10 protein-coding genes are annotated in these 13,104 nt (G+C 56.0%); all 10 read right to left on the bottom strand.

The window, feature by feature from the left end; all coding sequences use genetic code 11:
* Positions 1 to 127: 127 nt before the first annotated feature.
* Positions 128 to 1,369: a phosphorylase family protein gene (locus tag ASG27_RS26035; RefSeq protein ID WP_082493217.1), complete on the bottom strand. Its 1,242-nt coding sequence runs from the start codon at positions 1,367 to 1,369 to the stop codon at positions 128 to 130.
* Positions 1,366 to 1,812: a response regulator gene (locus ASG27_RS26030; RefSeq protein WP_082493214.1), complete on the bottom strand. Its 447-nt coding sequence runs from the start codon at positions 1,810 to 1,812 to the stop codon at positions 1,366 to 1,368. Before ASG27_RS26030 ends, ASG27_RS26035 begins: the two co-directional genes overlap by 4 nt.
* The gene (locus tag ASG27_RS26855) at positions 1,809 to 5,318 is read right to left on the bottom strand and encodes a hypothetical protein (RefSeq protein ID WP_156371531.1); all 3,510 of its coding nucleotides are present in this window, start codon (positions 5,316 to 5,318) and stop codon (positions 1,809 to 1,811) included. The genes ASG27_RS26030 and ASG27_RS26855 overlap by 4 nt, the downstream gene beginning before the upstream one ends.
* Before the next feature lie 288 nt (positions 5,319 to 5,606).
* Entirely contained in the window at positions 5,607 to 6,908 is a 1,302-nt protein-coding gene (locus ASG27_RS17530) for a site-specific integrase (protein WP_056418974.1), read from the bottom strand.
* 187 nt (positions 6,909 to 7,095) lie between these two features.
* On the bottom strand, positions 7,096 to 7,506 hold the full coding sequence (locus ASG27_RS17525; protein ID WP_056418971.1) for an acyl-CoA thioesterase: 411 nt from the start codon (positions 7,504 to 7,506) through the stop codon (positions 7,096 to 7,098).
* Between the two features lie 150 nt (positions 7,507 to 7,656).
* Positions 7,657 to 8,853 carry a pyridoxal phosphate-dependent aminotransferase gene (locus ASG27_RS17520; RefSeq protein WP_056418969.1) on the bottom strand — a complete coding sequence of 399 codons (1,197 nt, stop codon included), beginning with the start codon at positions 8,851 to 8,853 and terminating at the stop codon, positions 7,657 to 7,659.
* A gap of 146 nt (positions 8,854 to 8,999) precedes the next feature.
* The gene (gene nusB, locus ASG27_RS17515) at positions 9,000 to 9,590 is read right to left on the bottom strand and encodes a transcription antitermination factor NusB (protein WP_056418967.1); all 591 of its coding nucleotides are present in this window, start codon (positions 9,588 to 9,590) and stop codon (positions 9,000 to 9,002) included.
* The gene (gene ribH / locus ASG27_RS17510; RefSeq protein WP_056170136.1) at positions 9,587 to 10,051 is read right to left on the bottom strand and encodes a 6,7-dimethyl-8-ribityllumazine synthase; all 465 of its coding nucleotides are present in this window, start codon (positions 10,049 to 10,051) and stop codon (positions 9,587 to 9,589) included. The genes nusB and ribH overlap by 4 nt, the downstream gene beginning before the upstream one ends.
* A 15-nt stretch (positions 10,052 to 10,066) precedes the next feature.
* Positions 10,067 to 11,188, bottom strand: a complete 1,122-nt coding sequence (ribBA, locus tag ASG27_RS17505) for a bifunctional 3,4-dihydroxy-2-butanone-4-phosphate synthase/GTP cyclohydrolase II (RefSeq protein WP_056418965.1) — start codon at positions 11,186 to 11,188, stop codon at positions 10,067 to 10,069.
* A gap of 145 nt (positions 11,189 to 11,333) precedes the next feature.
* Entirely contained in the window at positions 11,334 to 13,067 is a 1,734-nt protein-coding gene (locus ASG27_RS17500; protein ID WP_082486032.1) for a DUF2235 domain-containing protein, read from the bottom strand.
* Positions 13,068 to 13,104 lie beyond the last annotated feature (37 nt).

Below are 13,104 nucleotides of genomic sequence, written 5' to 3'. Positions count from 1 at the left end.
CAGAGTATTAGCTTGTAGCAAGATTCAGCGGCTTTTTTTGCGAAAGGTACAAAGTGCTCGGCCAGTTATAATGAAAAACGCTTTTACCTGCGAGGGTAAATAACGTGACATTTTTTTTCGCTAAAAATCATCGATCATTTTTTATCGATGGATAATGTATTTTGATGAACTCAACAGCTGAAGAGGCGCTAGTATAAGCTGCGTACTTTTGATATTTATCATCTTTAAGGAAGTCGCCATAGTCGCATACAGATTTAATGCTTAAAAACAGCGGCTTTGGGTTGGCCGCCATCCTTGCTGCAGCATAGACTCCGTAAGCCTCCATTTCTATTCCCTTGACATCCCGATGAGACAGCTCCTTAATCTGCTTGAAAACATCAGGGTCAGCCACTACAGCAGGACCAGTTGCAGACGGTGCAGTAACAAATGATGGGGCATGTCGAGGTTTTTCACCCTGCCAATTCGAGTGAATCATATCGAAGAAATTTTTAGCATTGGCAAAAATATCGATTTTTGATAGTAGTCCTCTGTCAATGCTAATGTAATCAGGGCCAGGCAAAGTTTTTTTGTCCTTCCCTGGTTCGCCAATAATTTTAGAATTCAATGTATAGTCCCAAACTGGGCTTCCGACTATGATGTCGCCGTAGGCAACCTTATCCTCACGACCTGCACAAATACCAACCATAATAATTATTCTGGGGCGATATTTCGCTATTAATTTAGCAGAGAGGAGGGCCGCCTCTACAGCACCCATTCGGAGACAATAGGCACCAACAATGGAGGCATCTGATCCATCAGCTAACTTGAGGCTACCTCTGTAGCAGGTAGCAGAGGCGTCTATCGGTTCTGGGGCTTTAAGGTCTGGGCATTGACTTTGCAATGCTGTGAATTCGGGGTCTTTCAATGCTGAGATGAAACATACATCTACACCAAAGCCCGCCTGAATCTCCACCAGAGCCGCCTTCACGGAATGCTCTACCAAATTATATAAGATACTTTCCCATGCAACGCCTAGCTGAGTTCGCATAAGCACCCAGGGATTTTTCTCAAATATTTCGTCGATCTCGGTATTTTTCTCTGTTTCCGCCGTAATGCCTATGATGTATCGAGGGAACTTAATTTCTGGATCTTCGCGAATAATTTTAAAAAGAGTTGGCCCGCCTGAAGAAGTTGGATGATCCCAAGCGTTCTGCGGAAGGCACATATCTACGACCAATACATCGTAATGTTCGGCCCTCAATAGATCTGTTGCGCCTGCTACATCGCGAATGAAAACAAAGTCGTTTTTTTGCATCCCTTTCTGGAATGCTATTTCAATAAATTCCCGATATCTTTCTGGCTTATCATCTACTATTAAAATTTTTGTCATGGTGAAATGAAGTTTTTTAGTTTTTCAGCCCAGTCATCGGTGCTGTGATGAAAGTAAGAATGGCCCTTATAAATACCGGGAAATTCCTTTTGCAGCATCTTATCTAACTGCTGCAAGCTAATAATCTTGCCATTTTCGCTCTTAAAACTATTTAGTTGCGTGACTAAGAATACTTCGGTATTTATCGATAGCTCCCAAAGGTAGGTCAAAAATTGCCGCCCGCCTAGATCTTGTTGTTGACCACTCGCATTCGCTCTATTTCCGGAATTCAGCGTTGGCAAAGACATATCGAGAATAATCTTTTCAAAACTCTGCTCATCCACGTGCTTGACTGCTTCGTTCAGCGACGCTGCGCAGGTAAGGGTGATTTTTTCATTGCTAGAAAAGAGATCTACGATTTGACGACGCTTCGGTTCATCATCTTCTACCAACAAAACTCTCATGTGACTCCTTTCGCTGTAAGAAGGTAATCCGGCAACGCAAAGCTCACTTCAAAAAAGCTGCCATCAATGACGCCAAAATTTAAACTCTCCGGCCCATTGCCTTCATGCTCAATTCGGGAAGCCAGTCTGACTAGCCCCGTCTTTTTCTTCTGCTGAACCACCTCCATGTAAGCCGAGGAATCTATTTTAAGCCGAGCAGCAAGACAGTTCTCTTCAATCGTATCTCTATTTTCGCCAGGAGATATTGCGCTTATGATTTGCACACGGATTTTACTGTCACCAATCGCTTCAATCTTGACATCAGATGGCGGGGCATCCGTTCGACGTGAAGTCAGTGAGTAAAAACCAGAGTGCTCGAAAATGTTCCCAAAAATGAGGTACGAGACATCATTGATCATTTGAAATGCTTGAGGGTGAAGGACCACATTAGCACGGTCATCGATATCCCAACGCAATGATCCATTGAATCGACTGTGTAAATTTTGCACAGATTTAAATCCGATTTCGATGGCGGTTTGCAATGTAAATGATCTCTCTGCCCCATCATTCGCGGAGACGGTGAACCATTTGACAACTTTATTTTTTGCCTTTTCAAGATCTTCCCTCAGCACCGATATGGTAGCAATCATTCCCGCTAATTCAACACCCCTGCATTTTTTGGATACCTGCAGAAGAAGTCTGTCAACTTCTTGAACAATTTTGGTATAGATAACATGTTCAATAAACAGTGCAGATTGTTTTACTGCGACCTCCAAGGCGGGGAAGAAATGTTGCTCCAAGCAATGATAAAGCAACTGCTCTATGGTTGAATCTGGTTTTAATGACCCTCTCAACTCAATAACCCAGTACTTGATCATTTTGTGCTTAGATTCGGCATCAGGCCATAGAGAGACAATGCCTGCAGGATGCTCCGCGTCGCACACAAAGAGAAGACGCCTCACTGCGTCATCTAATATGCCATCAATATTTTTAGAGAATCCTTTTAGCGCACTGTCGATCGCAGTCCTATCGCCAGCGTCGCCAATATTTGCAAGCCAATGATTATTGCTTTCATATTCACCGCTACGGGAATCTATTTTGGTGATAAGTTTCAGCGCTTCTATTGGATCCCTGAAAGCTCCTTCGAATGATCCATGACGTATGCGCGATCCGATGAATGAATCGATTCCGCAGCGTGGCGAAGTCATGAAGGTGTTTGCAAGCCCTTCAACTAATTCCACTAATAAGGTGTCCGCACTAATATCATAGCTATCGAGATAATTTTGCACGAGCTTTGCATCACGAGTTCGGAGGACACCCTCAACCTCTCGCTCAAGCACGATTCCCTCTGCCACGAGCCCTGCACCACGATAATCTAAATAGCGCAAAAAAAGGTCTTTGTACGTTGAGCGACAAATACGAGCCAATCCGCTTGTATCCGCATAAATCCGTGAACTTTCGACCTGCTGAACAGCCTCCTCTATCGAAAGTCTTCTAGTTAGTTCAATCAATTCTTCTTCGTATGTTTCGGCCGAAACGGGATCCAAGTTGATCAAGGTTTTGCAAATATGCATTCGCTCAGTGTCCAATTTTTGAACTGAATCGAACGTGCCACACAGGTCCATTGTTTCCTGTGTGCAAACATTGCGCAGAAAGAAAACTTTTAAACTCTTGTCAATTGGATGTTTTTCATCTCCTATCTCGCTCGGGAAAATAATTTTGTGGACTTTCAAAAACTGCTTGAATGCAACTTTAAGAGAAATATCTTTCGAGCCATCACCAGCGACAATTCCATAAAGATAAAATAATATCGGAAGTTCAATTCTTTTATCCAGGTGACTCAGTTCTCTGTATCCCATATCTGAGACGGCATCTTTAATTGGTAGAGCATGCAGCAGCTCAGGTCTTTTTACAACTGCCTGGACGCTCGATACAATACAGTCGTCACGCAACCCTGCATTGAGCATTAGCCAGGGTTTTATAATGCATGCTTCAATCTGCAAGCTGGGGTATGAGCAGCTGTCCAAATAATTTAGTGCGCCAAGAGCTAAACTATATTCAAGGGTGTTAGCGCTATGCTCCAATTTTGAATACGCTTCGGCAATTGGAGAGAGCATAGATCCTTCAGCTGCTCCAGCCTCAGTAGCATATTCATACGTAACTGCAAGATGATTGTGGTAATCTTTGGTTGGGCAATTATTTGAATGTAATAAAGTCTTTGCGGCGGTGGCATCACAACCGGTAGATAATATCTGTGCACCGATGCTAATATCGCCTAGTATCGAAGTGCTGGTAGTCTTGGCAATGTCGCTTATGGCGGCTGCGTAACCAAAATTTCCGAAATTCATGGTCAGCCGCTCAATAATATCGACTGCCGATCCGTTGCTGTATGTTGATAGGCTCTTAAAAGCATCTATAGCTTTGCCAAGCATGGATTTTTCATTTGTCTCATATATTTCGTCTAGCGTAAGCAAGCGACAAATAACGAGAAAAGTTGTTACATCGAAAGGGTCTTCTAATATCTGCTTGCTTGCTTTTTCTAAACTTTCTTTGTGAAGCCCCGCTAAGAGGGCTTCGTAAGCAGGGTTTAAAACTGGAGCTAGTGATGCATTCCCGAGTGCAATATTTATTCGATTCAATCTACTATCTGTTAAATTGAGACCGTCTGTACGAAATACATTCCGCAGTGTGCTAATCGCTGATTTGTTATCACTCGAAATGATGTAAATAGAAACCTTTACTATGGTCTCCCAAAGGTCGTAAGGCGAGCTTGCGGCCTCTTGCGCTAGGATGATCGGAATGCTTTCAATGTCGACTATATTGCCGGTAAGGCGGTAATAGATGTATGTGCCGAACGACTTTGATATGTTCCATTTTTCAATTTTTTCAAGTAGTCGGCGTTGATATCCTTCCATGGAAACCCGAGCCTCGTTTCTCTCTCCAATATTCGAGGCAAAAAATGCGGCGAAGGTTTTTTTATTTTCACTGGTCAGTGTTGTTATATATGACTTTTGAGAATCGAAACCTTGGAATGCAGCGAGATATGCAATGTTGCTCTCGATCTCCCAGAGCGTGGCCCCACACATTGACCTGATTTCATTAAGTTGCGATGCCGCGTTCTCGTGGTCGCCAAGCATCACGGAGCGTTCATACTGCTTTTTGATTCTAATAAAATCGTTAATAGCAGTATACTGATTGTTTACAATATCTAGCGCCCAACGTAGTTCGATCTCCAATGAGCCTGGCTTAAGCGCGGGTCTACTTTGCAGTGCAGTCATTTGTAGCTTTGTTCTGGCAGCCGGGATTACGAGATCGAAGAGTGGGCTAGTCCTGCCCATACGCGAAATTACTTCCAACAAACTTCTGTTAGCCTTTTCCTTTGCAGTTTCAATGGCTAAACGCAAAACTCTGCCATTCTCTTTTTCTCCAGCAGCCCCCCGCAGAAGATTAACTAAAGATCCGACCTTTGATGCACTTTTTCTCTTGGGGGACTTCAGTGGTTTTGGGGATTTCAATTTTTTATTCATCTGGTTAGTATGAAAAATAATTCAAAAAGCTAGCGGATATATATTTTTGTAATAGTCTGCATAACACCCGTCGCCCTTAATTTTTACCATAGAGAGTCTAGAAAATTCAACTGTGCAATCGCTTCAAGCCGCTTTATTAGTGCGGCTTGAAGGTTACATTCAATCACACATGGTTTATTTTGAAGCATGAGGTGCGGGTAAACACTAGCTACGTTTATGTGGAGTCCCCTCAGTCGCCCCCGATTCCCTGGACACATTTGTGTCTTTGGAAATGGCGTCGTTCGAACTCTACGCGCGACCGGTTACTCTGCCGGTTCTCAAGCCTAGGAAGGCGTTGGTGTACTCGTTAGCGACTGCCGTCTTCAAAGGTGACTGTTGAACGAACTTGATGTACTTGAGGGTGGTACTTACATCCTTGTGGAGCATGAGGGCGCTGACCAGAGCCAGCACGTCTCTCTCGGTGGCCCCCTCCTGGGATAGCAGCAACGAGGTTAGCGATGATCCAAAGGTGGCCCGTGTCATGTGAAAATGAAAGTGCTTGGCGAATGCCATGCCGGCTTCTGTCGCCTTCCGGCGCACGTCCACCATGGCCCGGCCAACTGCAGTACCAGAACCCGAGTCGCGGTCTGCATAGCGATGGCCATAGCGGGTGAGGAACACCAACTCTTTGTCTTCGGGGGCGGCCAGCGCCTCGCGCTTGAGTCGGCTGATATTGCAGGCGTAGTCACGTAGCTCCTCTAGCAAGGCGGCAGGTACGATGATCTGTCCCGATACATCGAACTTAGTGGCCACGTGGGGGCGATGCCCTGGTCCCACTGACAGGTAGAACAGTCCAGGCTCCTTGGGGTCTGACACGGCGTTATCTAGCGTGCCCTTCTTGAGGTCGGTGATGGTTCCAAGCCTAGCCCCAGAGAAGAATCCCAGCTTGAGCATCAAATCTATTTCCCTGCTGACATTGCCCTCACGCCCGGTGAAGGCCAGCAACTCTTGCCTTTGCCCATCTGTAATTGGCGTTAAGCCGTCTTCCAGCTTAAGCCCGTGCCGGGCTCGGTTGGGAATCGCCAGATTGGTGCTCTGTCTGAGCATGGTTCGTTCAAAGCCCACCGAATCGAAAAAGCGATGGACGACTTGTCTCTCCGTCCATAGTGGTGTGTCACGGCCGATCAACCCATACACCTGGGCAAATCGGTAGAAGTAGACGGTGGCATTCATTCGGTGCGTTGCCGTAGAGGGGGACAACAAACCCAACCGGTCGCGCTGCTCAATCAAGTGCTTGCGCCACCGGATGAGCACACGGTCTCGCTCCAGCATTGGGAAGTGCTGCCACTCCAATTGCTGGTCTTCAAGCCACTGTGCGTACTTGTGGAGGTGGCTAAAATTCGACCTGACGGTCTTAATGTCCGTCACCCCGTTATTCGCTCGGTTGAAGGCCCAAAGGTTTGCGGCGCGCCAACTTGAACCGTCGGCCCAGAAAATCTGTGGAAGTCCCTTTACGGGGCGACGCCCGCGATCTGGCTCACGAAGTACCGCGCCATTCTTGGCTACGATGATGCGTTGGGGGATATAGAAAATATGCTCTAGCGTAGCCATCAGCTCGTCGATTCTTTAACTTGTCGTGCGCCCGCTGTGAACTGTTCGCCTCCCCACACTCCGTGGGGGTGGACAGCTGGGTGAAGCCGGTACGAGATGTGACCACCGCTCCCCGGCGCTGGGACACTCCATGAAGGGCAACCCTTTGGTTTGACCACACTCCGCTCACCCAGCGTGTATGTGGAAACTAAAGTCCGAGAACGCCTTCCAGTTCTGCCGGTATCTCAGGACGCCCATGGGCATTGAGGGCAGTCCCCGTGACCAGGGCGCTAAGCATCACCTGCCCGTCGGGGGAGCGCTGAATCTGTTGGAGGAACTGTAGGCGCAGTCGACCCTTGCGCTGAAGCTCCGTGCGTACGATGAAGGTTTCACCGCTGGTGAGAGAGGCCTTGAAGTCAGCCTCGATGCGAGTAACTACCAAAAAAATACCACGCTTGGCTAGCTCCCCAAACTGGATCCCCATGCTGCCAAGCAACTCGTGGCGGCCGTGTTCCAAGTAGTTCAGATAAACCGCATTGTTTACGACATGGCCCATGTCGCATTCGTAGTCCCTAACCCTTAACTCGACTTCAAGGGTGCGGGCGGAGTTGATAGGCATTGGCGACTCTCTGGCTATGGAAATGTCCACACCCTAACATCACGCCACTTGCATGTCCATGCCTACAACACGCGCGTATCGGTGTCTTCCCAGTAGATGCGGATCGGAAATTCAAACGCCATCGTGGGTCCGCTCGCTGTCTGTCATCGTTCAGCCGAGAAGCTTGCGCAGCCGCTCCACCGACTCCTCGAGCTGCGCCATGGAGTTGGCGGTCGAGAAGCGGATGAAGCGCTCGGGCTCTGCCGTGCCGAAGTCGCGCCCCGGCGTCACCGCGATGTGGGCGCGGCGCATGACCTCGAAGGCGAAGTCCCAACTGCAGTTCTTGCCAGAGGCAACGCCCAGGCGCTGCGCGGCCTCGGTGCAGTCGGCCCAGGCGTAGAACGCGCCGTCGGGCATCACCGGCACGGCCAGGCCCAGTGACTGCAGTGCCGGGATGAAGAAGTCGCGCCGGGCCTTGAACTCGGCGCGGCGGCGTTCGTACTCGGCAATGCTCTCGGCCTCGAAGCACGCCAGCGCCGCATGCTGCGCCACGGTGCTCGCGCAGATGAACAAATTTTGCGCCAGGCGTTCGACCACCGGCACCATCGCGTCGGGCACCACCATCCAGCCCAGGCGCCAGCCGGTCATGTTGAAGTACTTGCTGAAGCTGTTGATGCTGATGATGCTGTCGTCGATGGCCAGTGCCGTGTGGCCGAATTCTTCCTCGTACGACAGGCCCAGGTAGATCTCGTCGATGAGCGTGATGCCATCGTTCGCACGCACCACCTCATGGATGCGCCGCAGCTCGCCGGGCGCAATCGACGTGCCCGTGGGGTTCGACGGCGAGGCCAGCAGCACGCCGCGGGTCTTGTCGGTCCAGGCGGCGCGCACCTTGTCCGCGCTCAGCTGGTAGCGCTCTGCGGCCGTGGTGGGCAGCAGCACGGCCTTACCCTCGGCCGCGCTCACGAAGTGGCGGTTGCAGGGGTAGCTCGGGTCGGGCATGAGGATCTCGTCGCCCGACTCGATGAGCGCCAGGCACGCCAGCTGCAGCGCGGCCGATGCACCCGCCGTGACCACGATGCGGCGTGCGGGGACCTGAACGCCGAATCGGCTCTGGTACCAGCCGCTGATGCGCTCGCGCAGCGCGTCCAGGCCCAGGGCGTTGGTGTACTGCGTGGCGCCGCTGTGCACGGCGCGGGCGGCGGCCTCTTGCACCAGCGGTGGGGCGGTGAAGTCGGGCTCGCCGATGTTCAGGAAGATCATGGGTTCACGGGTGCCCGCCACCTCGCGTGCCAGGGCCTGTGCGGCCTTGGCGACTTCCATCACATAGAACGGTTCGATGCGCTCGGCGCGCGTGGAAAACTTCATGGAAACCTCATGGCAAAAGGTCCGTGGTGCCCATCGGTCCTGGGCAGCGGCGATGCTCTGCCGCCAAAAGAAAAAGCGCCAGGGTGGCGTCCGCCGACAGCGTGCAACGCAGGTGCCGGCAGTGGTGCGCGATGAAGGCCGGGCGCTCAGGCCGCGGGCGTTTCGTCGTCGGTGTGGTTGCCGGTGTCGTCGTCGGCGGCGGGGCTGCTGCCTTTGCCTGCAGCCTTGTCGGCGGCCACTTCGACGGCGCGCAGCTTGGGCGCCAGGCCGTTGAGCACCGCGTTCACGTATTTGTGGCCGTCGGTGCCGCCAAACTCCTTGGCGAGTTCGATGCATTCATTGAGCACCACGCGCCACGGCACGTCCAGGCAGTGCTGGAACTCGTACACCCCGATCCACATCACGGCGTGCTCGATGGGCGATATCTCGGCCATCTTGCGGTCCAGCAGCGGGGTGATCAGCGCATCCATGTCGGCCGCGGTGGCGATGGAGCCGTGCAGCAGCGCGTCGTAGTGCACCGAGTCGGCCTTGTGAAAACCCGCCAGGTCGCGCGTGAAGGCGTCGATGGCGTGGGCGTCGTTGCCGCCCACCAGGTGCTGGTACAGCGCCTGCAGCGCGAATTCGCGGGCGCGGCTGCGGTTGGACTTGGAGGCCGCCTTGCGCGCGCCCGTGGTCTTGAGGCCGGTGCGCACCTGCTTGGGCGGGCGGCTGCTGGAGGGGGTGTTGCTTTCGCTCATGACAGTTCGTCCAGCAGGTTGGCCATCTCCACCGCGACGCGGGCCGCGTCCACGCCCTTGTCGGTCTGGCGGGCGATGGCTTGTTCCATGTTCTCGGTGGTGATGATGGCGTTGGCGATCGGGATCTGGTAGTCGAGCGTCAGGCGCGTGACGCCCGCGCCGGACTCGTTGGCCACCAGCTCGAAGTGGTAGGTCTCGCCGCGGATGATGCAGCCCAGCGCGATCAGCGCGTCGTATTCGTCGGCCTCGGCCATGGCCTGCAGGGCCACGGGCACTTCGAGGGCGCCGGGCACCAGCACGTGCTTGATGTTCTTTTCCTGCACGCCCAGCGCCAGCAGCTCGGCGCGGCATGCGGCGGCCAGGGCGTTGGTGATGCCTTCATTGAAGCGGGCCTGCACGATGCCGATGTGCAGTTTCTTGCCATCGAGCTTGTCCGCCGTTCCTTTTTCTGCGCCAAACATAGTGATCCTGTACTTTTACTCTTTGGGGATGAAACCGGTGATCTCGAGGCCGTAGCCCGCCATGCTGGGCATGCGGCGCGGCTGGCCCATGAGGGCCATGCGGTGCACGCCGCACTCGCGCAGAATTTGTGCACCCACGCCGTAGGTGCGCAGGTCCATGCGGCCGCGCTCGGGGGCTTGCGCCGCGCGGGCCGTGCCTTCGAACTGGGCGAGCAGCTGGTCCGCCGTTTCGCCGCAGTTGAGCAGCACCGCCACGCCCTTGCCCTGCTCGGACAGGTACTGCAGGCTGGTGTCCAGGCTCCACGAATGCATGGAGCGGTTGACCTCCAGCGCGTCCAGCACCGACAGCGGCTCGTGCACGCGCACGGGCACCACGTCGTCGGCGCCCCACTGGCCCTTGACCAGGGCCAGGTGCAGCTCCTTGCTGGGCTTGTCGCGGAAGGCGTGGGCGGTGAAGGCGCCGAAGGCGGTCTGCAGCACGCGCGTGCCCACCTTTTCGACCAGCGATTCGTTGCGGCTGCGGTATTCGATGAGGTCGGCGATGGTGCCGATCTTGAGGCCGTGTTCGGCGGCAAAGATCTGCAGGTCCGGCAGGCGCGCCATGGTGCCGTCGTCCTTCATGATCTCGCAGATCACCGATGCGGGACTGCAGCCGGCCATCACCGCCAGGTCGCAGCCGGCTTCGGTGTGGCCCGCACGCATGAGCACGCCGCCTTCCACCGCCTGCAGCGGGAAGATGTGGCCGGGCTGCACCAGGTCGGCGGCCACGGCGTTGGGCGCCACGGCGGCCTGCACGGTGCGCGCCCGGTCGGCGGCGGAGATGCCGGTGGTCACGCCTTCGGCGGCTTCGATCGACACGGTGAAGGCCGTGCCCATCTTGGTGCCGTTGCTCGCCACCATGGGCGGCAGGCGCAGGCGCTCGCAGCGCTCGCGGCTCAGGGTCAGGCAGATCAGCCCGCGGCCGAAGCGGGCCATGAAGTTGATGGCCTCGGGGGTCACGTGGTCGGCGGCCAGGACCAGGTCGCCTTCGTTTTCACGGTCTTCTTCATCCACCAGGATGACGATGCGCCCGGCGCGCATCTCGGCCACGATGTCCTCGACGGGCGAGATCGGCACGGGGGTCAGGGGGGAGGTCATGGAAGGCTGGCTTTCGGTGGGCAGCGCGGGTGGCGGGCACCGCACGCTGATCCGGCCACGGCCCGGTAGGGCCGATTCCAAAGAGCGGGCAGCGCGGCGCTGGCCGCACGGTGCGGGAGCGCTCTGCGCCCCAAAAGCAGCGATTTTAGTGCAGTTGGGGCGCGCGCGACGCGGGCGCGCGGCCGCCCTCGCGCCCGGCCAGGGCTCCGGCCACCATCACCCAGGCCAGCAGCAGCAGGGACACCAGCTTGATGCTGGTGGCCACCGTCAGCACCGTGGGCCAGTCCGGGTGGTGCGGAGATTGCAGATGCAGCGTGATGCAGTTCTCCACGATGTCCGACACCACCAGAAGGCCCATCACCCAGTGCGCATGCCGATAAAGCCAGCCCAGCGCCCGGCCCGGCGGCACGGCCCGCGCCACCAGCCGCCGCAGGGACCAGGCCACCGGGTAGGCCAGCCACAGGGCGTAGCTGGCGAGCAGGGCCCAGTCCCAGGCGATGGCGCGGCGCACGGCATCGGTGTCGCTGCATGTCACGCCCCATGTGGCATGCCAGTGGGCAGACGCCTGAAAGCCCGACGGCAGGCCCTGCAGCCACCCCGGCGCGGCGCCCAGGTCGCAGGCGGCCCGGCCCGCCAGGGCGGTGATGGTGAACAGCACGGCCGTGGTGATCGCGAGCGCGATGCCCAGCCAGCGCCAGGGCTTTGTGCGCGGCACGGTCTCTGCGGGCACGGCGCCGTCCACCGGGCGGGCCGTAGGGTCGATGAAGTCGCTGGCCTCGCGTTTGCGAGCGTTCAGGCCCGTCCACACCCAATAGGGGCAGTCGTAGGCCTGGTCGTGCATGGCGGTGAGCGGGTTGCCGGGTTGCAGCCGGCTCTTGTCCACGCGCAGGCCGTGGGCCTGGGCCTCGTCCACCATCCAGGCGAGCGTGAGGTTGGACAGCCCGTCGCGCGCGTACGAGCCGCCCACGTCGCTGTGCACGCCGCGGAACCAGCGCTGGTCGTAGCTGCGCCAGGGTTGTTCCTCGGCGGTGAAGTGCGGGTCCTCGTAGCGGCGGGGTGCGTATTTGCTGCGCGATTCGAACAGCGACATGGCATGGCGCACGTGGGCGAAGCGCTTGCGGTCGAAGTCGGCGGAGTTGCTGATCTTGATGCCGCCCACCCCGCCCAGCCCGATGGCCTCCACCGTGTCCCACACCCCGACGAAGTGCACCAGCGGGGTGCGGCCCAGCGAGAAGTTGTCGATCACGTCTTGCGCAAAGGCCTTGCGGCTCTTGGTGCCGGCCTGGTTCTTGTGGTCGCTGGGCGCGAAGTAGGTGCGCACCAGGGTTTCGATGAGCGGCAGGCCCTCGGTGTGGATCAGCCCGTACATGTTGAGCATGCCGGCCACCGCCCGCGCGGTGAAGGCGCCGCGCGAAAAGCCGAACAGGTAGATGCGGTCGCCCCGCTGGTAGGCGTTGACCAGGAACCGGTAGGCCTCGGCGATGTTGGGGAACACGCCGCTGCCCAGCGCCAGCCCGGCCAGCTGCCGCAGCTGGTTCCTGGCCTTGGACACGATGCCGTCCGCGGGGAATTCGTTGGTGGTGCCTACGCCGGGGTCGTAGTAGACGAGCTGGGTGGGTTCGCTGCCCGCAGGGTCTCGCCCCTTGCCGAGCATGCGCAGCAGCTTGACCACGTTGGTGTCCTGCTGGTTGCCCAGGATGTTGCCGGTGCCGTCGAACAGCAGCACGAGGTTGCGGCCGGGCTTCTCGGCCCATTGCGCGTCTGCGGCGATGCACTGGGCCAGGATGTCCGCTCGGGTGGGGGTGCGGTCGGTGGCGTCCGGTGCGGTGGCGTTGGGTGCGGCGGCGGCAGGCGCTGGCGGCGCGACAGTGGTGGTCATGGTGTCCTCCCTCCCTGGGCAATCGATGTGCACAGGA

Origin of the sequence: Acidovorax sp. Leaf191 (assembly GCF_001424425.1) — a bacterium.
GTDB lineage: Bacteria > Pseudomonadota > Gammaproteobacteria > Burkholderiales > Burkholderiaceae_C > Acidovorax.
The sequence above is the reverse complement of the archived record's forward strand: the minus strand, read 5'-3'. Positions and strand labels throughout refer to the sequence as shown.

Bases quoted from the DNA above. Each gene is read 5' to 3' on its own strand.
- ASG27_RS26035 (WP_082493217.1), bottom strand. From the start codon at position 1,369: ATGACAAAAATTTTAATAGTAGATGATAAGCCAGAAAGATATCGGGAA.
- ASG27_RS26030 (WP_082493214.1), bottom strand. From the start codon at position 1,812: ATGAGAGTTTTGTTGGTAGAAGATGATGAACCGAAGCGTCGTCAAATC.
- ASG27_RS26855 (WP_156371531.1), bottom strand. From the start codon at position 5,318: ATGAATAAAAAATTGAAATCCCCAAAACCACTGAAGTCCCCCAAGAGA.
- ASG27_RS17530 (WP_056418974.1), bottom strand. From the start codon at position 6,908: ATGGCTACGCTAGAGCATATTTTCTATATCCCCCAACGCATCATCGTA.
- ASG27_RS17525 (WP_056418971.1), bottom strand. From the start codon at position 7,506: ATGCCTATCAACTCCGCCCGCACCCTTGAAGTCGAGTTAAGGGTTAGG.
- ASG27_RS17520 (WP_056418969.1), bottom strand. From the start codon at position 8,853: ATGAAGTTTTCCACGCGCGCCGAGCGCATCGAACCGTTCTATGTGATG.
- nusB (WP_056418967.1), bottom strand. From the start codon at position 9,590: ATGAGCGAAAGCAACACCCCCTCCAGCAGCCGCCCGCCCAAGCAGGTG.
- ribH (WP_056170136.1), bottom strand. From the start codon at position 10,051: ATGTTTGGCGCAGAAAAAGGAACGGCGGACAAGCTCGATGGCAAGAAA.
- ribBA (WP_056418965.1), bottom strand. From the start codon at position 11,188: ATGACCTCCCCCCTGACCCCCGTGCCGATCTCGCCCGTCGAGGACATC.
- ASG27_RS17500 (WP_082486032.1), bottom strand. From the start codon at position 13,067: ATGACCACCACTGTCGCGCCGCCAGCGCCTGCCGCCGCCGCACCCAAC.